Genomic DNA, 22,430 nt, shown 5'->3' with positions numbered 1-22,430 from the left:
CATGTCGACCATTGTTACCTCCGCATCGCTGGACCGTGCCAATGAACTGCGCCATCTGCGCGCAGCGGCCAGCGTTGTCCATGCGGCGATTGCGCCGACCCCGGAATACTGCTGGCCGTTGCTCTCGCAAGCCATGGGTACCGAGGCGTGGGTAAAGCATGAGAACCACACCGAAGTGGGCGCGTTCAAGCTTCGGGGCGGGCTGACTTACCTGCATGCCTTGCGCCAGCGCGAGCCCCAGGTGCGCGGTGTGATCGCCGCCACGCGTGGCAATCATGGCCAGTCGATTGCATTGGCAGCGCGCCGCAACGGTATCGCCGTCACCATCGTCGTGCCACATGGCAATAGCGTGGAGAAAAATGCCGCCATGCGTGCACTTGGCGCAGAGCTTATTGAAGCGGGCGATGACTTCCAGGCAAGCCGCGAGTTCGCCGATCAACTGGCCGGTGAACGTGGCTTGCACTTTGTGCCCTCGTATCACGACGATCTGGTCGTCGGGGTGGCGAGCTACTGGCTGGAGTTTCTGGAGGCCACGCCTTTGGATGTGGTCTATGTGCCCATCGGCATGGGTTCCGGGATTTGCGCGGCTGTACGGGCGCGCGATGCGTTGGGACTGTCGACACGCATTGTCGGCGTGGTGTCGGCCCATGCTCGATGCTACGAGCAGTCGTTCGCAAGCGGTGCCGTGGTGTCGGCGCCGGTGTCGACGCTGCTGGCCGACGGGCTTGCGTGTCGCACACCTGACGCCAAGGCACTTGAGGTGATCCGCGCCGGCGTCGACGAGATCATTGCGGTGACGGATGACGAGGTGGCGGAGGCCATTCGTCTGTATTTCTCCACGACGCACAACGTGGCCGAGGGCGCTGCCGCTGCGGCCCTGGCGGGGGCGTGGCAGCAGCGCGAGCAGATTGCCGGCCAGCGCGTCGGCCTGCCGCTGACCGGCGGCAACATCGATCGCGCCAAGCTGGCGCGCGTGCTCGCCGGCCAGCCGATCCTGGCTTAGGCGAGTTGCTGGCGGCGGCGTTGCACCAGCCAACCGCCGCCCAGCACGACCACGAACACCACCACATACACTGCCCACTTGAGCGGCGGCTGCGCAGCAAAGAACGCCTTGAGAACCGGTTCGGCCACGATCATGTGGGCGGCCGTATAAGCCAGCACCGCGGCGCCGCCGTAGATGATGATCGGGAAGCGTTCGATCAGGCGCAGTACCACGCCGCTGCCCCACACGACGACCGGCACGCTGATCAGCAGGCCCAGCACCACCAGAAGGAAGCTGCCGTGCGATGCGCCGGCAATGGCGAGAACGTTGTCGATGCCCATCACCGCATCGGCGATGATGATGGTTTTCATGGCGCCCATCAGCGTGGTGCTGCCCGCGCCGTGTTCATCGCCGCCCTGGCCGTCGTCAGCCAGAAGCTTCCATGCGATCCACACCAGCGCCAGGCCGCCCACCAGCATCAGGCCCGGAATCTTCAGCAGCCACACCACCGCCAGCGTCATTAGCGCACGTACGACGATGGCGCCCGCGGCGCCCCACATGATCGCTTTCTTCTGTAGCTCGGGCGGCAGGTTGCGCGCAGCCAGCGCGATGAGGATGGCGTTATCGCCCGCAAGCACGAGGTCGATCACGATGATCGATGCCAGCGCGGCAGCAAACTGCATGGTGAAAATGTCAGACAACCATTCCATGGTGGCTCCAAGTCAAACAACAATAAAAATCGGTTGACCGGACTGCATGGAGTGCAGGGGCGAGACGCTTTGCAGACCATGAAATCCGGTTGCAAAGGTCTTGCTCGACACGAACAGGTTGGGAACCTGCTGGTGCCGGCACGACCGGAAGCGTGGGCTTCGTCATGACGATCGTGCCTGGGGCTGAAGAACCCCCGAGCTACTCCCCTTTGAGGAAGTCCGCATTATATCGCAGCAGGTCGATTGTGCGCTGCAAAAACGCAACATTGGCCTTGCAGCAAGGTGTGCGTGATTTTTTCAGCGGCGCAGGTGATTTTTACGATTGGCGCGATGCCTTGTTGTGACGGCCTCCGGCGAAAGAACGGTGGCGCTGTCACAAAGCGGCGTCTACGCTGCAATTTCATCCGCGCGCCACGGGCCTGCGGTGATGGCATGGGCGCGATGGCACATTTCTCGCTGTCGACAGCCCTCATGACCATGCAGCACCGTGCCGTTCCACCCACAACGGGAGACACCATGCAGGCCGCCAAGCCGTCCGCCGATGCCTATGCCCGCCGCGCGCTGGCTCGACTGATCCAGCCCCAGCCCACGGTCGACGCCGTTGGCGCAGGCCTGACTTTCTACCAGCTCTTTACGGAAGACGACGCTGCGCTGCGTGCCGAGGCCGAAGCCGGCCTACTCGCACCCGCAGCCAGCATCAGCCCGAAGTTCTTCTACGACGCCCTTGGTTCGCGCCTGTTCGAAGCGATTACCGATCTGCCCGAGTACTACCCGACGCGCACCGAAGCCGCCATCTTCAGTCTGCACGCCGCCGAGATCGCGATGCGCGTGGGGCGCGGCGCCACGTTGATCGACTTGGGGGCCGGCAACTGCGAAAAGGCCGCACGGCTGTTCCGCACGCTCGCGCCGTCGCGTTATGTGGCGATCGATATCTCGGCGGATTTTCTACGCGATACGCTCCGTGGGCTTGCGCGTCAGCATCCCCAATTGCCGATGGTCGGCATCGGCGCCGATCTATGTGCACCGCTGGTGTTGCCTGATGCCGTGGGCGATGGGCGCCGCGTGTGGTTCTATCCCGGTTCGAGCCTGGGCAACTTCACACCGGAAGAGGCGGGCGCATTTCTCTCGCGCCTGCGCGAAGCTTCCGCCCCGGGCGACAGCGTGCTGATCGGTATCGACCTCATCAAAGAGGCCGAACGCCTCGAGGCCGCTTACGACGATCCGCTCGGCGTGACGGCAGCGTTCAACCTGAACGTACTGCGCAACCTGAATCGCCTCTTGGGCGCAAATTTCGACGTGCGGGACTGGCGCCATGTCGCGTTGTACCGCTCAGAAGCCCATCGCGTTGAGATGCACCTAGAAGCTCGTCGCGACGTGACAGTGCGATGGGGCAAGCACGACCGCGCCTTTGCTGCCGGCGAACGCATGCACACCGAGAACTCCGTCAAATATGACCTGCCGAGCCTGCAAGCGATGTTTGCCGATGCCGGCTTCGAAGACCTGCATGCCTGGACCGACGCCAGCAGCGACTTTGCCGTCTGCCACGCGAGCGTAGGCCGTTAGGACGGGCGGCAGAACACCCGGCAGGCCGGTGCGATAATGGATCGATTCCCGCCCGAGGTTTGCCGCGATGGCTGAATTCTTCATGCTCCCCGATCCGACCTTCATCGGATCGCTTCCCGACTGGACCGACGGCCGTCGCCTGCCGCGCCAGGGCATCGCGCACAGCCTCGTCGATGCACGCAATCGCACGCTCGCGTTGTTGTCGGCGTTTGGCGATACGCAGCGCGGCTGGCAGATTGAACGCGTGGAGCATCACGCGCCGCCCCTCTGGACGCTGGGCCAATTGGCCTGGTTTGCCGAGTTCTGGTGCCTGCGCGAGCCGCGTCGCAACGGCAGCGACACCATCGAAGACGGCGCCGGCACGGAGTGGGACCTGGCGCGATGGCAAGCCACGCTGCCGGCCGCACTCGACGGCGCTGACACGTTCTTCGACATGGACCGCATGCCGCCAGAGGCATGCTGGGACCTGACGCTGCCCGGCATTGCCGCGATCAAGCACTACGCGCATGACGTGCTCGACCGCGTGCTGCGTAAGCTCGCCACGCTTGGTACCGACCACGATGCGGCGCTGGAGCCGTTTCGCTGGGCGGTATTCCACGAAGACCTGCGCGCCGAACATCTGCACGGCCTGCTGCAGGTACTGGGCCTGCAACCCGCTGGACAGCCTCCGCTGGCCGCCGTGGCCGTGCCGGCTGCCCAGACATTGGCGTTGTCCGGCGGCCGCTTCCAGATGGGCTGGCCCGATGCTGATGGCTTCTTCTTTGACAACGAGTGTCCGCCGTACCGCACGTATGTCCCCGCGTTTGAGATCGATGCGCAGCCGGTCACGAATGGCCAATACCTGGAGTTCATCGAAGACCGCGGCTACGACCATCCGCAGTGGTGGTCGCCGGCCGGCATGGAGTGGCTGATGATGCAGGAGCGTTCGGCGCCGTTGGGTTGGCAGCGCGATCCCGCCACGCGCACCTGGCAGGCACTGCGCTACGGTCAGGCGCGTACGATCAACCGGGATGAAGCCGTGCGTCATGTGAGCCTGTACGAAGCCCAGGCTTGGTGCCGCTGGGCCGGCCGTCGCCTACCGACCGAAGACGAATGGGAGATGGCCGCAGTGCAGGGCCGGGCCGGCTTTCATTGGGGGCAGGTGTGGGAGTGGACGTCGTCGCCGTTCGAGCCGTATCCGGATTTTGTGCCGGGCATGCCGCGGGGCCGTGTGGCGAGCCTCTCGGCGCCGCACTTCGTGACGATGCAGGCGGTGAGGGGCGCCGCTGCACATACGCCGCAACGCACCCGTCACCCGCGTTTCCGGGGCTTCCTGCTGCCGGAGCGCGACGACATCTTTGTCGGCTTCCGAACCTGTGCGCTTTGACGGAAGCCGGTCGGGACAGGACCGGCAAGTAGCAAAAAACCCCACGCTGTTAGACGTGGGGTTTTTTGTTGGCTGTCTGCTAAGGCCATCCGGAACAGATGGCCCCTCATCGATCAACGATCGAAGTCGCGCGAACGGCCCTTGCTGCCGTAGCTGTCGCGGTTGCCGTCGCGATTGCCATAGCTGCGACGCTGCGCGCCGTTGCCACCGTCGCCAAAGCGGCTACCGCCGTTGTTGTCGCCAAAGCGACGCGGGGCGCTCTCACGGTTGCCATAGCTCTCGCGATTGCCGTCACGATTGCCATAACCGCCACCGTTGCTGTTGCCGGCGCTGTTGCCATAGCCACGGTTGCCGTCTTGCGTGCCTTGCGTACGTGCCGGGCGTTGTTGCCAGTCGCCACGGTTTTGCTGGCCTTGGCCATACGACTGACGCGGGGCGCGGTCGTCGCGGTTCCATTCGCGTTGGGCGCCTTGGTAGCCGCCGCCGTTGCTGTTGCTATTGCCGTTGCGATCGTCGCGGCGCGGAGCAAAGCCGTCGCGGTCGCCGCCAAAGCTGCGTTGGAAGCGGCCTTCGCTGTTACCGCCATTGCCACCGTTGCTGCCTTGGCGTGCGCCGTAGCCTTCACGCTGGCCGCGATAACCGCCGCCATTGCCACCGTTTCCGCGGTAGCCGCCCCGGTCGCCGCCGGCACGCGGGCCACCAGTGCGGGGCTTGGCCGAGCGCTTCGGCTCAAGGCCCTCGACAACCGATGCGTCGATGCGGCGATCAACGAAGCGCTCGATACGGCGCCATTGGAACGTGTCGTTGTGGTTCACCAGGTTGATGGCGATCCCGCTGCGGCCGGCACGGCCCGTACGGCCGATGCGGTGCACGTAGTCTTCGGCCTGCTTGGGCAGGTCGAAGTTGACCACGTGCGTGATGTCCGGCACGTCAATGCCGCGGGCGGCCACGTCGGTGGCCACCAGCACGCGCAACTGACCGCGGCGCAGTGCCGTCAGCGTACGGTTACGCGCGCCCTGGTGCATGTCGCCATGCAAGGCGCCGGCGGAGAAACCGTGCTCGGTCAGGCGCTCGGCCAGCGAGTCGGCATCACGCTTGGTCGCCGTGAAGACGATGGCTTGCTTGAGCGACGCGTCGCGCAGCAGGTGATCCAGCAACTGCTGCTTGTGCGACATGTCGTCGGTGAAGTGCAGGCGCTCTTCGATGTTGCTTTGGTCGATCTTCGCGGCGGCGATTTCGATACGCTGCGGCTCGCGCATCATGCGCTCGGCCAGTTGTTCGATGCGGCGGTCCATGGTGGCCGAGAACATCAGCATCTGGCGCGTCGCCGGCGTGGCACCGACGATGGCTTCGATGTCATCCGAGAAGCCCATATCCAGCATGCGGTCTGCTTCGTCAAAGACGAGCATGTCGAGTGCCGACAGGTCGATGCGGCCCGAATCGATGTGGTCGAGCAGGCGGCCCGGCGTGGCGATGATGATGTCCGGCATGCGTGCCAGCATGTCGAGCTGCTTCGGGTAGGGCATGCCGCCCAGGATGCTCGCGCAGACGATGCGGCGCAGATGGCGGCCGTACTGTGCGGTAGCGGTGGTCACTTGCAGGGCCAGTTCACGCGTGGGCGTGAGCACCAGCAGCGACGGCTTGGCCGGTGCCGGGCGGGGGCGGCGCCCCTTCATGCGTTGCGGCGGGCCGTCCATGCGCGGGCGCTGCGGCTCGGGTTGCTCGCTGATGCGCTGGATGGCCGGCAGGATGAACGCGGCGGTCTTGCCCGAACCAGTCTGGCTCGTGACCAGCAGGTCGCGGCCCGACAGGCAAGCCGGAATGGCTTGCGCTTGAACCGGCGTCGGGGTGATGTAGTTCACTTCGCCCAGCGCACGGACGATGCGGTCGTCCAGGCCCAGCGCAGCAAAGGCGCTGGCACGGGTCGCGGCTTCGGCGATCAGGTTTTCGGTATTGGTGTTGCTGGCTTCAGCGTGCGCAATAGCGCCGCTGCCGTCTTGAGGCTGCGTCATGTCGAATAGGTAGTAAGGCTGCCGCGCCGCCGCATCAACGGATGCAGACGACGGAAATGGGATACGGCGACCGGTTAATCACGGGCGTCGGCGCCAATCGGATAAGGCCGGTTCGACAGACGGGCTGCAGAACGGACAGGCGGGGGAGTGGGCCGGCCTCAAGCTGAACAGGTCAGCGAGGTGGGGCGGCGGTCCCTTCGGCGTGATGCGGAATCCACGCGGGAGATCGGAGACGATGCCAAGCACAATGGCAATCGGCTGCGCATGCATGCAACGGACGGGGATTTAGGCGATGCGCGCCGGTTTGAACCGGCACATCGGCCAACCGCGGACCGAAAAATACGGCAGTAAGCAGCCAAGCCACGAACTATAGCATGAATTTTTGCACTGCGCAAAAATGCCAACGGTGCGGAGCAGTTGCCCGTGTCACCGCTTGCTGGATCGAACCTGCGGCCTATACTGAAAAAGGCCGGCTATGCTCACAGCCGGAAAGGGGCGGATGATGGAATTCCCGATGGCCTTCTCCAACCTGTATCTGTTGCTCGCCGTCTGTGTTGCGGGCGTGATCGGACTGGCCTCTGCGCCACTGGTGATCCGAGGTGCGCGGGTAGGGATCCGCGTGCTGCTGACGATTATCGGGGTGCTGATCGGGCTGCTCGTGCTCGAAGCGCTGCCGGTGCTGACCTAGATGGCCCGGGGCCATCCGCAGCCATAGGCCCGCCCACGTGTGGCGGGCCTCGTTGTTTTGTGCGGGCAAGAAAACAAAAGCCAGGCGTGTTGCCTGGCTTTGTTTATCTGCTGGTCCCGCCGACAGGAATCGAACCTGTATCTCACGCTTAGGAGGCGCGTGCACTATCCATTGTGCTACGGCGAGTGACCGACCCCCGGGTGACGCCAACGGCCGCCCGAGCGAGCCGCGATTCTACGCAATTTGCAGAGCCAAGACCAGTCAACCTCGGGGTCGCAGGCGGCGTCGACAGCGGCTACTGATGTCATATGAAACGATGATGACGCCACGGGTTTTGTAGGTTGCGGCCCACAGTCCAAGCGCACTTGTGATGAAGCAAACGCTAAAGCGAACGAACGATCGGTCAAAGAATCAGATTTAAGTATTACGAACTTTGCACGATTGTTCACGGAAGTTATGCTTCATCACCCCTTTCAGAAACCCCTAGGCGACCAACATGCTGACATCCGAAGAACGGGACGATCCGTGGACGGTGGAGCCGTCGCTGGAAAGTCTGCTTCCCAAGCATCGGCCCGGGACGATTGATCGACCGATCTATTTCCGTCACACCGATACCCCCGACGGCCACGTCATCAAGCAATTTCCTGACGGCTCACGCCAACTGGTGCGCTTCGTCGGCTTGGAAGAGCAGGTCGTCAAACACTTCCTCTAAATTCCGCCTCCCCCGTCGGCGAACACCTCGGCACATGTCTTGAGACATGATGCGTTGTGTTTCCTGACGATGCGCTGAGTTGGTAAGCGCTCTATCATTCGCAAATATTTACGTAAGCGATTGATAAGTTCATGGGAAGTATGCAAGGGTTTGTGCCCGCCACACCGCCGGCGCGCAACCATCATTCCGGACAGCGAGCCGTCGCTGCGCCGCCCGCCATCGACATGGTCGTGCCGTGGCCGGTGCGCGAATGGGCACCCGCCGTGACGTCTGATGAGGCGGCTGCCATGCGGTCTGCGCTGGAGCGCGGCAATGTGCTGCACTTCCCGGCGCTCGACTTCCCACTGGATGCCCGGGAGCAGCGCTTTCTCGATGCACGCTGGTCGGATGGCAAGACGAAGAACATCAACCTGCGCGCGAACGAATCCCGCGTGCGCGGTGCCGTCGGGCACCCTGCCGATCTGCGCGATCTCGCTACCCTGATCCGGCGTTACGCCGATGCTGCCGAGTGCCTCGTGCTGACGCTGTTTCCCGACTACGCCCCGTACTTGAGGCGGGCCGGCACGTCGTTGCGGCCGGCCGAGATTGCCGGGCGGCCGGTCAGTTGGCGCAAGGACGACACGCGCCTGCATGTCGACGCATTCCCGTCGAACCCTCTGCACGGCCGGCGTCTCTTGCGGGTGTTCCACAATGTCGATCCGGATGCCTCGCGCGTCTGGCGCATCGGCGAACCCTTTGCCGATTTCGCCCAGCGGTTTGTACCGAAAACGCGTGGGATGCTCCCAGGCCAATCGTGGCTGATGCACAAGCTGCACGTCACCAAACGCCCACGCTCTGAATACGACCACCGCATGCTGCAGCTGCACGATCTTGCGAAAGCGGATCTGGCCTATCAGCGTGAGGCACCGCAACAGACGTTCGAATTCGCTCCGGGTTCGACGTGGGTGGTCTTCAGCGATCAGGCATTGCATGCCGCAATGCGTGGCCGCGCGATGATGGAGCAGACTTTCTATCTTGACCCGGCGGCCATTGCCGACCGCACCCATTCGCCCGAAGCTGTCCTGTCGCGCCTGCTCAACAAGCCGATGCTGCCGGCCCAGCGCTGATTGCGCAACGCAAAACGCCGCCTGACTGGGCGGCGTTGCGCGATTACCCCGTTGCGCTCAATCGGCGACCTTGTCGCTCGGGTACTTGAACGAGTCGCGCAGCAGGAAGCTCATCGGGATATCCAGCTTTGCGCTGTGCGGCGGAATCGGTTGCTGGAACCACTTTTTGTAGAGCTTGTCGGCGTCGTAGTCGAGGATGATGTTGGTCATCGCGCGATCAACAAGGTGTTTGAACTCGGCGTCGTCCTTGCTGAGCATGATCGCGTAGGGCTCGACCGTCAGCATGTCGCCGACGACCGCGTAGTCGCTTGGCGTCTTGGTGTTGGCACGGAAGCCGTAGAGCAGCACGTCGTCCATCGCAAAGGCGTCAGCCTTGCCGGCTTCGACCATCGCAAACGATTCAGCGTGGTCCTTGGCTTCGAGAAACTTCATGTTCAGCACGCGCACGTCGTTCATCTTGCGCAATTCCGCGACGCTGGTGGTGCCCTTGGTGGTGACTACGGTCTTGCCGCGCAGGTCATCCCACCTGCGGATGCCCGACGACGTTTTGACAATCATGCGGATGCCCGCGATGTAATGCGGGATCGTGAATGCCACCTTCTCGCGGCGCTCGCGATTGTTGGTGGTCGAGCCGCATTCGAGGTCGGCTTTGCCTTCGATGATGGCCGGCATCCGTGTCGAAGGCGTGACCATCACGTATTGCACTTTCAGGTCGGGCCGCTTCAGGTCCGTGCGCAGCTTGTCGACCACGCGCAGGCACAGGTCGACGGCATAGCCGACGGGCTTTTTATCGGCGTCGTAGAACGAGAAGGGCACGGAGCTTTCGCGATAGGCGACACGGACGGTGCCCGTATCACGGATGCGGTCGAGCACCGGTGTGGAAGAGGCCAGGGCAGTGCCCGGTACAAAACTGGAAAGCGAAGCGAAGAGCTGCGCTGCAGCCGGCAGCGCGCGCGAGAAGAACGGCATGGTTGTATCCCCCGGAAAGAATCGGCGGCCCACGTTATCGTTATGCCCGGCTCGTGACCGGAGGGCCTGCCGCATGATACGGCGCGGCGATGCAACCTGCAGGCCTGTGCAATTGGGTGTTGTAAGCAGGCCGCACGACTGGATTCCGGCTTCTAAAAGTCGATGTATGGCGAGTGCCTTGCAGTGGTGCGTCGCGCACATGAGGCGTGCGTAATGCACCGTGCAGAGGGTTTGGCCGGCGCAATAGACTTGCTCCGGGTGCATGCTTGGCGCAGCGTGCGTTGCGGCAGTGCGAAGCCGCACCGGGCCTAGCGTTAGGCGTTTTTCCCTACCGGGTTTGTCCCGACTGCCCGAGACGGACCAGGGGCGCTATGCTCCGGCCATGTCTTGTTCGCAAGGCATCGAGGAGAGACTCTTCCGGCCCGCCGAAAGCGGGCCGTTTTCTTTGGCGCTTGCGCGTTCGAGCTCGCTTAGTTTTGATTCGGCAGCACGTTTCCCGGCTGGGACGACTGCCGCGGCCAGTTCGAGAACGCGAAAACCCACAGCGCCACCAGGTTCACCAGCGGCACCAGCACAAGCAGCGTCCACCACGGTGAAAAGCCAGTCCGCAGCAAAATCTGCCGCACCGGAATGCCTGCCACGATCAAGATGATCAACAGCCCGAAGAGTCCGCGCATCGTCATTTCCCCTTTGTAACGGTATGGATGGCGCGGCCGGAAAAAGCGAGTCCGGCGGCACAAGCGTTATAGCACCGGCATCTGCAAGCGCAATGCCGCCGATGGATGACGCGCAGGGCGACTACAATACGCGCCTTCCGGCCGCACGCGGCCTGCATCCTTTTCACTCCAGCATGGCCCTGTTTTCCATTACCGATGCGCAACTGGCGTTCGGCCACGTGGCGCTGCTCGACCACACCGATTTCTCGCTGGAGGCCGGCGAGCGCGTTGGCCTGATCGGCCGCAATGGCACCGGCAAGTCGTCGCTGCTCAAGATCGTGGCGGGTACGACTTCGCCGGATGACGGCCTGATCGCGCGCCAGAGCGGCGTGACGTCGGCTTATGTGCCGCAAGAGCCCGAATTCGATCCGGAACAGACCGTGGCCGAAGCCGTGGCGATGGGGGTGCCGCAGGCCGCCGGCCTGCTTGCCGAATACGAAGCGCTGATCACGTCGATGGGGGATTCCCACGATGAAGACGCGCTGCACAAGCTGCAGGCGTTGCAATCCCAACTGGAAGCGGCCGATGCGTGGCAACTGCGTACGCGCGTGGAGACGACGATCGCCCAGCTGGGCCTGCAGCCCGGCGCGCGCATCGGTTCGTTGTCGGGCGGCCTGACCAAGCGTGTGGCGCTTGCGCAGGCGCTGGTGGGCGCGCCCGACATCCTGCTGCTCGACGAGCCGACCAACCACCTCGACTACGACTCCATCCGCTGGCTCGAAGACTTGCTGTTGGCGTTCCGCGGCAGCGTGTTGTTCATCACGCACGATCGCGCGTTTCTCGACCGCGTGGCCACGCGCATCATCGAACTCGATCGCGGCAAGCTGCGCTCGTACCCCGGCAATTTCACGGCGTATCAGACGCGCAAGGTGCAGGAGCTGGAAGCTGAAGCGCTGGAAAATGCACGCTTCGACAAGCTGCTCGCGCAGGAAGAGGTGTGGATCCGCAAGGGCGTGGAAGCGCGCCGCACCCGCAGCGTGGGCCGAGTTGCGCGGCTGGAACAAATGCGTGTGGAGCGCCAGGCGCGCCGGGAGGTGCAGGGCAACGTCAAGCTCGAAGTCTCGCAGGGCGATCGCTCCGGCAAGATCGTCGCCGAGCTGATCGACGTGACCAAGCGCTACGGCGACAAAACCGTCGTCGACAATTTCACCGCCACCATCATGCGCGGCGACAAGGTCGGGATTCTCGGCGCCAACGGCGTCGGCAAGACCACACTGCTGAAGTTGATTCTCGGCGAATTGGCGCCCGATTCGGGCACGGTGCGCAACGGCACCAACCTCCAGGTGGCGTATTTCGACCAGATGCGCGCGCAGCTCGACCTCAACCGGTCGCTCGCCGACACCATCAGCCCGGGCAGCGACTGGATCGAAGTCAACGGCCAGCGCAAGCACGTGATGAGCTACCTGGGCGATTTCCTCTTCCCGCCCGAGCGTGCGCGCTCGCCGGTGGCTTCGCTGTCGGGCGGCGAGCGCAACCGCTTGCTGCTGGCTCGCCTGTTTGCCCGTCCGGCCAACGTGCTGGTGCTCGACGAGCCGACCAACGATCTGGACATCGACACGCTGGAACTGCTGGAAGAACTGCTGCAGGAATACAGCGGCACGGTATTCCTGGTCTCGCACGATCGCGCCTTCGTCGACAACGTCGTCACCTCGGTGATTGCGGCAGAGGGCGAGGGCCGTTGGCGCGAATACGTGGGCGGCTTCTCGGACTGGCAGACGCAATCGGCACGCGCGGCGCAGATGGCGCAAGCCGCCAAGCCCGTCGCCGAAGAGAAGAAACCTGAGGTGGCCAAGCCGCGCGAGCGCGCCACGGTCAAACTCAGCTACAAGGAGCAGCGCGAACTGGACGCGCTGCCCGCCACCATCGAAGCGCTGGAGGCGGAGCAGAAGCAGGTCGGCGGCGAACTGGAAGACGGCACGATCTACGGCCGCGACCCGGAGCGCGCGCAAAAGCTTGCCGAGCGCCACGAAGCCATCGAACTGGAGCTGCTGGAGGCGCTGGAGCGCTGGGAAGCCCTGGAGGCAAAGCGCGCCGGCACGGTGTGACGCCGCAGTAACCACGCAATATGTCAGCGGGATGTCGGGCGAATGTGAGTTCCGGGTCGCATTCCAACGCTGACGATCCCTCCGCATTGTTGAGGACGGCTTCCTTTACAATGCGCGCTGCATTCCCGGTGCTTGGGGACAGACCCAAGCCTGGTCAGTTTTTCCGCCTTCCATGAGCAAAACCTCCCAATACAGCGAATCGTCGATCAAGGTCCTCAAGGGCCTGGAACCGGTCAAGCAACGGCCGGGCATGTACACGCGTACCGACAATCCCCTGCACATCGTGCAGGAAGTCATCGACAACTCCGCTGACGAGGCGTTGGGCGGCTACGGCAAGCTGATTGCCGTGACGCTGCACAAGGACGGCAGCGTGAGTGTGGAAGATGACGCGCGCGGCATTCCCGTCGGCATTCACCCCGAAGAGGGCGTGCCGGTGGTCGAGATCGTCTACACGCGCCTGCATGCCGGTGGCAAGTTCGACAAGGGCCGCGGCGGCGCATATGCGTTCTCCGGCGGGCTGCACGGCGTGGGCGTGTCGGTCACGAACGCGCTGTCGACACGGCTGGAGGTGACCGTCTGGCGTGACGGCAATGTGTCGACGCTTGCGTTCTCCGGCGGCGACGTGATCGAGCCGCTCGCCACCCGCAAGGCCGAGCGCGGCGAGAAAAAGAGCGGCACACGCGTACGCGCGTGGCCGGACGCCAAGTATTTCGACTCCGAGAACATCCCCCAGGCCGAGCTGCAGCGCTTGCTGCGCAGCAAGGCCGTGCTGCTGCCGGGCGTGAAGGTCACGCTCACGCTGGAAAAAACCGGCGAGACGCTCGAATGGCAATACGACCAGGGCCTGCGCGGCTATCTGGTCGAATCGCTTGCGCAAGGCAGCGGCGCCGAGCCGGTGATTCCCCTGTTTGAAGGCGAACACTTTGCCGACCCCGACAAGCTCGGCGAAGAGGGTTTTGCATTCGGCGAGGGCGCTTCGTGGGTGGTGGCCTGGACGGAAGAGGGCTCGCCAGTGCGCGAGTCCTACGTCAACCTGATCCCGACACCCGCGGGAGGCACGCACGAATCCGGTTTGCGCGAAGGTCTGTTCCAGGCTGTGAAGAGCTTTGTCGAGATGCATGCGTTGCTGCCCAAGGGCGTCAAGCTGATGTCCGAAGACGTGTTTGCGCGCGCTTCGTTCGTGCTGTCGGCCAAGGTGCTCGACCCGCAGTTCCAGGGGCAGATCAAGGAGCGCCTGAACAGCCGCGATGCGGTGCGGCTGGTGTCGACCTTCAGCCGCCCGGCGTTGGAACTGTGGCTGAACCAGCACGTCGAGCACGGCAAGAAGCTCGCCGAACTCGTCATCAAGCAGGCGCAGGCGCGCACACGCGCCGCGCAGAAGGTCGAGAAGAAGAAGGGCTCCGGCGTGGCTGTGCTGCCCGGCAAGCTGACCGATTGCGAATCCGATGACGTCACCCGCAACGAACTCTTCCTGGTGGAAGGCGACTCCGCTGGTGGCTCGGCCAAGATGGGCCGCGACAAGGAATTCCAGGCGATCCTGCCGTTGCGCGGCAAGGTGCTGAACACCTGGGAAACCGAGCGCGACCGCCTGTTCGCCAATAACGAAGTGCACGACATTGCGGTCGCCATCGGCGTGGACCCCCACGGGCCGAACGATGCGGTCGACCTCTCCGGCCTGCGCTACGGCAAGATCTGCATCCTGTCCGATGCGGACGTGGATGGCGCGCACATTCAGGTGTTGCTGCTCACGTTGTTCTTCAAGCACTTCCCGCAGCTGATCGATCGCGGGAACGTGTGCGTGGCCCGCCCGCCGCTGTATCGTGTCGATGCCCCTGCGCGCGGCAAGAAGCCCGCGCAGAAGCTCTACGCACTGGACGACGGCGAGCTCGAAGCCATTGAAGACAAACTGCGCAAGGATGGCGTGAAGGAAGGCGCCTGGCAGATCTCCCGCTTCAAGGGCCTGGGCGAAATGAGCGCCGAGCAGCTCTGGGAAACCACCATGAACCCCGACACGCGCCGCCTGCTGCCAGTGGCGCTGGGCGAGTTGGGCCAAGACCAGACCATCAACATGATGAACATGCTGATGGGCAAGGGCGAAGCCGGCGCGCGCCGCACGTGGCTGGAAGCGCGCGGCAATGAAGTCGAAGCCGACATCTGATCGCTGACCGACAACGATGAAGCTTTCCGTACGTTTCGCATTCGCATTGACGGCGCTGGCCCTGGTGGCCAGCCAGCCGGCGCGCGCGGACGTCTACGGCTACATCGACGAAAACGGTCTCGCGCACTTTGCGGCGGAACGCTTGGACGATCGCTACGTGCTGTTCATGAAGGGCGCTGCGGTGGCGAGCAAGGGCGACGACAAGGCCAAGGACGACAGCGCCATCGCCCTGCCGGCAACCGAGCTGCCCGACGCCGATGCCTATCTCAACGCCAGCAAGCGCGATGCACTCGACAACGCCGCCGGCATGCGCCAGCGCCTGGTGCGCGCGGTGCTGCAGCATCCGAACGTACCGACGGTGGAGCCGCTGATCCGCCAGGCCGCCAGTAAGCACGGTATCGACCCCGCGCTGGTGAAGGCCGTGATTGCCGCCGAGTCCGGTTTCAACCCGCAGGCCGTGTCGCCCAAGGGCGCAATCGGGCTGATGCAGGTGATTCCGGACACCGGCGCGCGCTACGGCGTGACGGGCGACGCCCGCCGCACGGCCGCACAGAAGCTGGCCGACCCGAAAACGAACATCACCACCGGCGTGCGTTACCTGAGCGATCTGCTGCGCATGTTCTCGGGCAACCTTGAACTCGTATTGGCCGCCTACAACGCGGGCGAGGGCGCGGTGCAGAAGCACGGCAACGACATTCCGCCCTACGCCGAGACACAGAACTACGTGAAGACGGTGCTGCAGTTCTATCGCTACTACAACCCGGTCGCCGCCGTGCCTGGGCTGATGAACGTGAGTGCCAACGGCGTCATCGCCACGCGCAAGCCAGGCCGTACGGGACGGCCTGCACGCATCGAACTCGTCTTGGACCCGGCCACCGGCGTGGCCACGAACCTACCCCAACATTGATCCTGGCGGCGCCGCAACGTTGAAGCGCGCCGCTTTCGCTTGAGCCTCCATGGAACAACAAGACATCCTCTTCGACCCCAGCGAGCCGGCCGAAGCGCTCACGCTTGGCGCCTATGCCGAGCGCGCTTACCTCGACTACGCCATCAGCGTGGTCAAGGGCCGCGCGCTGCCCGAGGTGGCCGACGGCCAGAAGCCGGTGCAGCGCCGCATCCTGTTTGCGATGCACGAGATGGGCCTGCGCTCCGATGCCAAGCCGGTCAAATCGGCGCGCGTGGTGGGCGACGTGCTGGGTAAATACCACCCGCACGGCGATCAATCCGCCTACGACGCGCTGGTGCGCCTGGCGCAGGATTTTTCGTTGCGTTATCCGCTGATCGACGGGCAGGGCAACTTCGGCTCGCGCGATGGCGACGGCGCGGCGGCGATGCGCTACACCGAAGCGCGCCTCACGCCCATCTCGCGTCTGCTGCTCGAAGAGCTGGATCAGGGCACGGTCGACTTCATCCCGAACTACGACGGTTCGATGGATGAGCCCAAGCTGCTGCCGGCGCGCCTGCCGTTCGTGCTGCTCAACGGCGCATCGGGCATTGCGGTGGGGATGGCCACGGAGATCCCGTCGCACAACCTGCGCGAAGTGGCGAATGCCACCGTGGCGCTCATTCGCGACGACAAGCTCACCAGCACCGACCTGATGCAGTACATGCCGGGTCCTGACTTTCCGGGCGGCGGCCAGATCATCTCGTCTGCAGCCGACATTGCGCAGGTATATGAGAGCGGTCGCGGCAGCCTGAAGGTGCGTGCGCGCTGGAAGATCGAAGAACTCGCGCGCGGCCAGTGGCAGCTCGTGGTGAACGAACTGCCGCCCAACACCTCGTCGCAAAAGGTGCTGGAAGAGATTGAAGAGCTGACGAACCCGAAGGTGCGCGCGGGCAAGAAGTCGCTGTCGCCGGATCAGCTCACCATGAAGCAGACCATGCTGGGGTTGCTCGACGCCGTGCGCGACGAGTCCGGCAAGGATGCCCCGGTGCGCCTCGTGTTCGAGCCCAAGAGCAAGAACATCGACCAGCAGGAATTTGCCAACACGCTGCTGGCGCATACGTCGCTGGAGTCGGGTGCGGCCATCAACCTGGTGATGATCGGCACCGATGGCCGGCCGCGCCAGAAGGGCCTGGCCGAGATCCTGCGCGAGTGGATTGCCTACCGCTTTGCCACGGTCACGCGCCGCACGCGCCATCGTCTGGGCAAGGTGGAAGACCGCATCCACATCCTCGAAGGCCGGCAACTGGTGCTGCTGCGCATCGAGGACGTGATCCGCATCATCCGCGAGAGCGAGGAACCCAAGGCGGCGCTGATCCAGGTCTTCAACCTGAGCGACCGCCAGGCCGAAGACATCCTGGAAATCCGCCTGCGCCAGCTCGCACGCCTGGAGGCCATCAAGATCGAGCAGGAGCTGAAGAACCTGCGCGAAGAGCAGGGCGAGCTGGACGTGCTGCTGAAGTCCGAGACCATGATGCGCCGTCGCATCATCAAGGAGATCGAGACCGACGCGAAGCAATATGGCGACGACCGCCGCACCTTCATCCAGGAAGAGCGCCGTGCCGCTGCCGAAGTGAAGGTCGTGGACGAACCCGTCACGGTGATCGTCTCGCAGAAGGGTTGGGTGCGTACGCGCCAGGGCCATGGCCACGATGCCACGCAGTTCGCCTTCAAGGCGGGCGATACGCTGTACGACACGTTTGAATGCCGCACCACTGATGCGCTGCTGATCTTCGGCACGCGCGACGACAAGGGCACGGGCCGCGTCTATTCCGTGGCCGTGGCCAACCTGCCGGGCGGCCGTGGCGATGGTGTGCCGCTGACGACGCTGATCGAACTCGCGCCCGGCACGCACATCGCCCACACGTTCGCGGGCCACGCCGAACAGAATCTGGTGATCTCCACGCGCGGCGGCAACGGCTTCCTGGCCAAGGTTGGCGACATGGTCGGCCGCCAGAAGGCCGGCAAGGCGTTCCTGACGCTGGACGAGGGCGACCAGCCCAACAAACCGGCGCCGGTGCCGGCTGACGCTTATGGCGTGGCGTGCCTGTCCGAAGGCGGCCGCATGCTGCTGTTCCAGATCAGCGAGTTGAAGACGCTCGCCAGCGGTGGCCGCGGCGTGATCCTGATGGAGCTGGAGAAGAACGAAACGCTGCTCCAGGCGCTGGCCTTCGGTGCAGCAGGCTTCGTGCTCTCGGGCAACGGCCCGCGCGGCGGCAAGGCGGTCGAACAGACCCTGACGACACGCGCGCAAGAGCCGTACGCCGGCAAGCGCGCACGCAAGGGCAAGACGCTGGAGCCCAAGCTGCGCGATCCGAAGCTTTCCCTGCCGAAACCGGCACCGGCAGCCGCCTGATCCGATGAGCGATCCGCACGCCCCGCCTGACGCGGTTTCGGCGACAGACGCAAACGTTCCCTCGTGCCGCAAGCTCTTCACAGAGTTTGCGCGCATGGGGCTGTCGGGCTTTGGCGGCGTGCTGCCCTTTGCGCGCGCCGGCATTGTGGATCGCAACCGCTGGCTCTCCAACACCGAGTTCGCCGAGCTGCTGAGTCTCGGGCAGGTGTTGCCCGGTCCGAATGTGGTCAACCTGTCGGTGATGCTGGGCTATCGGTATCACGGCGTACGTGGCGCCGCGGCAGCAATGGGCGGCCTTGTGCTCACGCCTGCCGTGCTGCTGCTGTTGATCGTCATGCTGTACGACCAATTCAGCGCGCTGCCTTTGGTGCAGAACCTGCTTAAGGGCATGGCAGCGGTGGCGGCGGGGCTGGTGCTCTCAACGGCGGTCAAGCTGGCGCAAGGCCAGTCGCGCACCTGGCGTGCCGTCGGCATCGGTCTGGCGGTCGTCCTCACCATCGGCGTGCTGCAGTGGCCGCTGCTTCCCGTGATGCTGGTGCTGATACCGCTTGCCCTCCTGCTCGAATGGAGGGCGATGCGATGACCTACCTCACCACCGTCTTCGACCTGTTCTGGCACTTTCTCGTGCTGTCGTTTCTCTCCATTGGCGGGGCCAGCTCGACGCTGCCCGACATGCACCGTTTCCTGGTCGACACGCGGCACTACATGACGAGTGAGCAGTTGAGCGCCATGTATGCCATTTCCCAGGCGGCACCCGGGCCCAACGTGTTGTTCGTGGAATTGTTCGGCTGGCAGGCGGCGGGTCTGGGCGGTGCAATCGCCTCGATGGTTGGCATCTGCGGGCCGTCGTGCGTGATCGCCGCCGTCATCGCGCGCGTCATGGACCGCAAGCCCGACGCGCGCTGGATTGCACTGGTCCGCCGCGGCCTTGCACCGCTGACGATCGGCCTGCTGTTCTCCACCGGCTGGGTGCTCGCGCGCGGCGCAGACAGCAGCTTCAGCACCGTCGCGCTGACCGTGGCGACGGTCGTGGTGTGTTCCTTCACCCGCGTCCACCCGCTGGTGCTGGTGGGGCTGGGCGCTTTGGTCGGGGGCATGGGCTGGGTGTAGCGCCCCGTATCACCAGGCTCCAGCGAACGCGAGGCGGACGAATGTCCGCCTTTTTCTTTGGGCGCCTCTCGGCACACATGGGGCACTGTTCCTCGGGAATACCCCAATGCCATCGATAATGTATATACAACAACATATGCGGATACGTGATGTTGTCTGTATATGGCTCCGCATCCGACCGAGCCATGCGTCGAGCCTGGACTGGCCCCGCAGGCAACCTCGCCGACATAAAGAGGAGACAGTTTGGAACACCTTCAACGCAACCTGCGCGCGCGGCATATCCGCTTTCTCGCGCTCGGTTCGGCCATCGGCACGGGCCTTTTCTATGGCTCCGCTTCGGCCATCCAGCTGGCCGGACCGGCCGTGATCCTCGCGTACATCATCGGCGGCGCGGCCGTCTACATGGTCATGCGCGCGCTCGGCGAGATGGCGGTGCGCCAGCCGGTTTCCGGCTCGTTCGGGCGCTATGCGCGCGACAACCTCGGCCCGCTCGCCGGCTTTCTCACCGGCTGGACGTACATCCTCGAAATGGTGATCGTCTGCCTGGCTGACGTGACCGCCTTCGGCATCTACATGGGCTTCTGGTTTCCGGAGGTGCCGCAATGGATCTGGGTGCTCGGCATCGTCATGCTCATCTGCGGCCTGAACCTCTGCAACGTCAAGGTGTTCGGCGAGATGGAATTCTGGCTCGCGCTCATCAAGATCGTGGCGATCGGCGCCATGATCGTCGGCGGCACCGTCATCCTGTTCCTTGGTGTGAAGATGAACGGCGAGCACGCGTCGGGTTTGAGCAATCTCTGGTCGCACGGCGGTTTCCTGCCGCACGGCGTGGGCGGCCTCGTGGCGTCGTTTGCCGTGGTGATGTTCGCGTATGGCGGCGTCGAGATCATCGGCATCACCGGCGGCGAGGCGCAGAACCCCGACAAGGTCATCCCCAAGGCCATCAACGCGGTGCCGGCGCGCATCCTGTTGTTCTACGTGCTGACCATGTGCGTGCTGATGGCGATCTTCCCGTGGACGGGCATCGATGGCCAGGGCAGCCCCTTCGTGCAGATATTCTCCGGACTGGGCATCCGGTCTGCGGCGGCCATCCTCAACCTCATCGTCATCTCGGCCGCCATCTCGGCCATCAACAGCAACATCTTCGGCGCGGGCCGGATGATGTACGGCATGGCGGAGCAGGGTCAGGCGCCGCGCATCTTTGCGGCCACGTCGCGTCACGGTGTGCCCTGGGTGACGGTGCTGTTCATGGCCGGCGCACTGCTGTGCGGCGTGGTGCTGAACTACCTCATCCCGGAGAACGTCTTCGTGGTCATTGCGTCGATCGCCACGTTCGCCACCGTGTGGGTCTGGCTCATGATCCTGCTCTCGCAGGTGGCGATGCGCCGTCGCCTGTCGGCAGAAGAAGTGCGTGCGCTCAAGTTCAAGGTGCCGCTGTGGCCAGTCGGGCCGGCACTCGCCATCGCGTTCATGCTGTTCGTGATCGGTGTGCTGGGCACCATGGAAGACACGCGCGTGGCGCTGTACGTGGGCGCTGGCTGGGTGTTGCTCATGTCGGCAGCGTGGTATCTGTGCGTAAAACCCAACGCCACAGCCGTTCTGGCGGAAGAGGCCAGCGGGGCGTGAGCCCGGCCCGCCCCCGCAAATAAAAAGACGAGTTTCGGAGACAACCCATGTCGAACCATACCTCTGCGCCGTCGTACGCCGGCCGTGCCGGCGCGCAGGCGACCGTCCACGCGCAACCGCTGTCACGCACGCGCGCCATTGCCGCCATCACCATCGGCAACGGCCTGGAGTTCTATGACTTCGTGGTCTACAGCTTCTTCGCCACGCTGATCGGCCGGCTGTACTTTCCCGTCGGCAATGCGACCGGCCAGTTGCTGATGTCGTTCGCCACGTTTGGCGTGGGTTTCCTGATGCGTCCGCTCGGCGGTCTGCTGATCGGCATGTACGCCGACCGCGCGGGCCGCAAGCCGGCCGTGGCGCTCACGTTGTGGCTGATGGGTTTGTCGTCGCTCGTCTTCGTCGTCACGCCCACCTACGCCCAGATCGGCATCCTCGCGCCCATGCTCGTCGTGCTGGCGCGGCTGGTGCAGGGCTTTGCCATCGGCGGCGAGATGGGCGCTTCGACTGCGCTGCTGCTGGAATACGCCGACGACCGCTCGCGCGGCTTCTATACGAGCTGGCAACCGTTCAGCCAGGGGCTGGCCGCGCTGTTCGGTGCGCTGGTCGGCCTGCTGCTGAGCAACGTGCTGGCGCCTGCGGCGCTGGAGTCGTGGGGCTGGCGCCTGGCGTTCGTGATCGGCATTCTCGTCATCCCGGTCGGCCTGATCATCCGCCGCCGTCTGGAGGAAACTGCCGCACCGCCCAGCACGCGCGAAGCCGACGCCACGCTGCCGTTGCTGCGCGAACATCGTCGCGCGCTCGTCGCCAGCATCCTGCTGATGATCGGCGTGGCCTCGTCCACGTACATCATCGTCTACTACCTCAGCAACTACGCCGTGAGCGTGCTGCACATGCCCCTGTCGCTGGGGATCTGGGCGGCGTGCATTGCGGCACTGGTGCAGGTGGTGCTGTCGCCGTTCGCCGGCCGGCTGGCCGACCGCGTCGGGCGCCGCAAGGTCGTGCTGTGGTCGCGCATTGCACTGCTGGCGATGATCTATCCGGCCTTCGCACTCATCAACGCAGACCCTTCGCTCGCCCGCTTGCTGATCGTGGTCGGCTGCCTGTCGGTGCCGATGTCGATGACCTCGCCGGCCTCGATGGTGCTGGTGAGCGAGGTGCTCCCGCAGCGGCTGCGCGCCACGGGGCTGTCGATTGCCTACTGCGTGGCCATTGCCATCTTCGGCGGCTTTGCGCAGTTCTTCTCGACCGAGCTGATCCACCTCACGGGCAACGCCAACGCGCCGGCGTTCTACGTGATCGGCTGCGGCCTCGTCTCGCTGATCGGGCTGGCGATGGTGCCCGAGACGCTCGGCCGCCGCCTGTCGTAAC

The 22,430-nt window shown here is 64.5% G+C and carries 18 protein-coding genes, 1 tRNA gene and 2 pseudogenes; 16 read left to right on the top strand and 5 right to left on the bottom strand.

Annotated features, from left to right (window positions below; translation table 11 throughout):
• Window position 1: 1 nt before the first annotated feature.
• Window positions 2-1,003 carry a threonine dehydratase gene (locus tag ACTJK6_RS04715; protein ID WP_440838434.1) on the top strand — a complete coding sequence of 334 codons (1,002 nt, stop codon included), beginning with the start codon at window positions 2-4 and terminating at the stop codon, window positions 1,001-1,003.
• Here ACTJK6_RS04715 and ACTJK6_RS04710 read toward each other — a convergent pair.
• A complete protein-coding gene (locus ACTJK6_RS04710) occupies window positions 1,000-1,692 on the bottom strand; it encodes a TerC family protein (protein WP_316868643.1) in 693 nt (230 codons plus the stop codon). The genes ACTJK6_RS04715 and ACTJK6_RS04710 overlap by 4 nt on opposite strands.
• 516 nt (window positions 1,693-2,208) lie before the next feature.
• Here ACTJK6_RS04710 and egtD point away from each other — a divergent pair.
• Complete coding sequence (gene egtD, locus ACTJK6_RS04705; RefSeq protein WP_440838783.1) at window positions 2,209-3,255, top strand: L-histidine N(alpha)-methyltransferase; 1,047 nt, start codon at window positions 2,209-2,211, stop codon at window positions 3,253-3,255.
• A gap of 67 nt (window positions 3,256-3,322) precedes the next feature.
• Window positions 3,323-4,621, top strand: a complete 1,299-nt coding sequence (locus ACTJK6_RS04700) for an SUMF1/EgtB/PvdO family nonheme iron enzyme (RefSeq protein WP_440838433.1) — start codon at window positions 3,323-3,325, stop codon at window positions 4,619-4,621.
• Window positions 4,622-4,734: 113 nt separating this feature from the next.
• Here the strand turns inward: ACTJK6_RS04700 and ACTJK6_RS04695 are convergent, their stop codons facing one another.
• Entirely contained in the window at window positions 4,735-6,633 is a 1,899-nt protein-coding gene (locus ACTJK6_RS04695) for a DEAD/DEAH box helicase (RefSeq protein ID WP_440476160.1), read from the bottom strand.
• 499 nt (window positions 6,634-7,132) lie between these two features.
• Here ACTJK6_RS04695 and ACTJK6_RS04690 point away from each other — a divergent pair, with 499 nt between their 5' ends.
• The gene (locus ACTJK6_RS04690) at window positions 7,133-7,321 is read left to right on the top strand and encodes a hypothetical protein (RefSeq protein ID WP_012435166.1); all 189 of its coding nucleotides are present in this window, start codon (window positions 7,133-7,135) and stop codon (window positions 7,319-7,321) included.
• Window positions 7,322-7,432: 111 nt separating this feature from the next.
• On the opposite strand, the gene ACTJK6_RS04685 is transcribed toward ACTJK6_RS04690, so the two are convergent.
• Window positions 7,433-7,507: transfer RNA gene (locus ACTJK6_RS04685), tRNA-Arg, on the bottom strand.
• Between the two features lie 310 nt (window positions 7,508-7,817).
• On the opposite strand from ACTJK6_RS04685, the gene ACTJK6_RS04680 reads away from it, so the two are divergent.
• Complete coding sequence (locus ACTJK6_RS04680; RefSeq protein ID WP_024976225.1) at window positions 7,818-8,033, top strand: hypothetical protein; 216 nt, start codon at window positions 7,818-7,820, stop codon at window positions 8,031-8,033.
• A gap of 131 nt (window positions 8,034-8,164) precedes the next feature.
• Window positions 8,165-9,139: a Kdo hydroxylase family protein gene (locus ACTJK6_RS04675; protein ID WP_440838432.1), complete on the top strand. Its 975-nt coding sequence runs from the start codon at window positions 8,165-8,167 to the stop codon at window positions 9,137-9,139.
• A gap of 57 nt (window positions 9,140-9,196) precedes the next feature.
• On the opposite strand, the gene ACTJK6_RS04670 is transcribed toward ACTJK6_RS04675, so the two are convergent.
• Both ACTJK6_RS04670 and ACTJK6_RS04665 read right to left on the bottom strand, forming a co-directional pair.
• Window positions 9,197-10,108 (bottom strand): amino acid ABC transporter substrate-binding protein, encoded by a 912-nt coding sequence (locus tag ACTJK6_RS04670; RefSeq protein ID WP_440838431.1) that lies wholly within the window; start codon window positions 10,106-10,108, stop codon window positions 9,197-9,199.
• 470 nt (window positions 10,109-10,578) lie between these two features.
• Window positions 10,579-10,785 (bottom strand): hypothetical protein, encoded by a 207-nt coding sequence (locus ACTJK6_RS04665; RefSeq protein ID WP_147214153.1) that lies wholly within the window; start codon window positions 10,783-10,785, stop codon window positions 10,579-10,581.
• Window positions 10,786-10,808: 23 nt separating this feature from the next.
• Here ACTJK6_RS04665 and ACTJK6_RS04660 point away from each other — a divergent pair.
• From ACTJK6_RS04660 to ACTJK6_RS04615, 10 genes and pseudogenes are all read left to right on the top strand, one after another.
• Window positions 10,809-11,792 (top strand): annotated as a pseudogene (locus ACTJK6_RS04660) (ABC-F family ATP-binding cassette domain-containing protein); the annotation flags it as partial.
• A gap of 201 nt (window positions 11,793-11,993) precedes the next feature.
• Window positions 11,994-12,305 (top strand): annotated as a pseudogene (locus tag ACTJK6_RS04655) (ATP-binding cassette domain-containing protein); the annotation flags it as partial.
• A 258-nt stretch (window positions 12,306-12,563) separates the two neighbouring features.
• Entirely contained in the window at window positions 12,564-12,869 is a 306-nt protein-coding gene (locus ACTJK6_RS04650) for a hypothetical protein (RefSeq protein WP_420803921.1), read from the top strand.
• A 172-nt stretch (window positions 12,870-13,041) separates the two neighbouring features.
• Window positions 13,042-15,027, top strand: a complete 1,986-nt coding sequence (locus ACTJK6_RS04645) for a DNA topoisomerase IV subunit B (protein ID WP_232042333.1) — start codon at window positions 13,042-13,044, stop codon at window positions 15,025-15,027.
• 16 nt (window positions 15,028-15,043) lie between these two features.
• A complete protein-coding gene (locus ACTJK6_RS04640) occupies window positions 15,044-15,934 on the top strand; it encodes a lytic transglycosylase domain-containing protein (RefSeq protein ID WP_440838430.1) in 891 nt (296 codons plus the stop codon).
• Between the two features lie 49 nt (window positions 15,935-15,983).
• Entirely contained in the window at window positions 15,984-18,326 is a 2,343-nt protein-coding gene (gene parC / locus ACTJK6_RS04635; protein WP_440838429.1) for a DNA topoisomerase IV subunit A, read from the top strand.
• A 4-nt stretch (window positions 18,327-18,330) separates the two neighbouring features.
• Window positions 18,331-18,909, top strand: a complete 579-nt coding sequence (locus tag ACTJK6_RS04630; RefSeq protein WP_045204464.1) for a chromate transporter — start codon at window positions 18,331-18,333, stop codon at window positions 18,907-18,909.
• A complete protein-coding gene (locus ACTJK6_RS04625) occupies window positions 18,891-19,436 on the top strand; it encodes a chromate transporter (RefSeq protein WP_260802754.1) in 546 nt (181 codons plus the stop codon). Before ACTJK6_RS04630 ends, ACTJK6_RS04625 begins: the two co-directional genes overlap by 19 nt.
• A gap of 243 nt (window positions 19,437-19,679) precedes the next feature.
• Entirely contained in the window at window positions 19,680-21,062 is a 1,383-nt protein-coding gene (locus ACTJK6_RS04620; protein WP_440838428.1) for an amino acid permease, read from the top strand.
• A 47-nt stretch (window positions 21,063-21,109) separates the two neighbouring features.
• Complete coding sequence (locus tag ACTJK6_RS04615) at window positions 21,110-22,429, top strand: MFS transporter (RefSeq protein WP_440838427.1); 1,320 nt, start codon at window positions 21,110-21,112, stop codon at window positions 22,427-22,429.
• Window position 22,430: the final 1 nt, after the last annotated feature.

Source organism: Ralstonia sp. 22086 (genome assembly GCF_052045975.1).
Taxonomy (GTDB): domain Bacteria; phylum Pseudomonadota; class Gammaproteobacteria; order Burkholderiales; family Burkholderiaceae; genus Ralstonia; species Ralstonia wenshanensis.
This window is presented reverse-complemented; position numbering and strand designations above follow the sequence as displayed.

Coding starts and splice junctions, on each gene's coding strand:
- ACTJK6_RS04650 (WP_420803921.1), top strand. CDS start 12,564: ATGGCGCAAGCCGCCAAGCCCGTCGCCGAAGAGAAGAAACCTGAGGTG.
- ACTJK6_RS04690 (WP_012435166.1), top strand. CDS start 7,133: ATGATGGAATTCCCGATGGCCTTCTCCAACCTGTATCTGTTGCTCGCC.
- ACTJK6_RS04675 (WP_440838432.1), top strand. CDS start 8,165: ATGGGAAGTATGCAAGGGTTTGTGCCCGCCACACCGCCGGCGCGCAAC.
- ACTJK6_RS04615 (WP_440838427.1), top strand. CDS start 21,110: ATGTCGAACCATACCTCTGCGCCGTCGTACGCCGGCCGTGCCGGCGCG.
- egtD (WP_440838783.1), top strand. CDS start 2,209: ATGCAGGCCGCCAAGCCGTCCGCCGATGCCTATGCCCGCCGCGCGCTG.
- ACTJK6_RS04715 (WP_440838434.1), top strand. CDS start 2: ATGTCGACCATTGTTACCTCCGCATCGCTGGACCGTGCCAATGAACTG.
- ACTJK6_RS04700 (WP_440838433.1), top strand. CDS start 3,323: ATGGCTGAATTCTTCATGCTCCCCGATCCGACCTTCATCGGATCGCTT.
- ACTJK6_RS04695 (WP_440476160.1), bottom strand. CDS start 6,633: ATGACGCAGCCTCAAGACGGCAGCGGCGCTATTGCGCACGCTGAAGCC.
- ACTJK6_RS04670 (WP_440838431.1), bottom strand. CDS start 10,108: ATGCCGTTCTTCTCGCGCGCGCTGCCGGCTGCAGCGCAGCTCTTCGCT.
- parC (WP_440838429.1), top strand. CDS start 15,984: ATGGAACAACAAGACATCCTCTTCGACCCCAGCGAGCCGGCCGAAGCG.
- ACTJK6_RS04665 (WP_147214153.1), bottom strand. CDS start 10,785: ATGCGCGGACTCTTCGGGCTGTTGATCATCTTGATCGTGGCAGGCATT.
- ACTJK6_RS04710 (WP_316868643.1), bottom strand. CDS start 1,692: ATGGAATGGTTGTCTGACATTTTCACCATGCAGTTTGCTGCCGCGCTG.
- ACTJK6_RS04625 (WP_260802754.1), top strand. CDS start 18,891: ATGGAGGGCGATGCGATGACCTACCTCACCACCGTCTTCGACCTGTTC.
- ACTJK6_RS04645 (WP_232042333.1), top strand. CDS start 13,042: ATGAGCAAAACCTCCCAATACAGCGAATCGTCGATCAAGGTCCTCAAG.
- ACTJK6_RS04640 (WP_440838430.1), top strand. CDS start 15,044: ATGAAGCTTTCCGTACGTTTCGCATTCGCATTGACGGCGCTGGCCCTG.
- ACTJK6_RS04630 (WP_045204464.1), top strand. CDS start 18,331: ATGAGCGATCCGCACGCCCCGCCTGACGCGGTTTCGGCGACAGACGCA.
- ACTJK6_RS04680 (WP_024976225.1), top strand. CDS start 7,818: ATGCTGACATCCGAAGAACGGGACGATCCGTGGACGGTGGAGCCGTCG.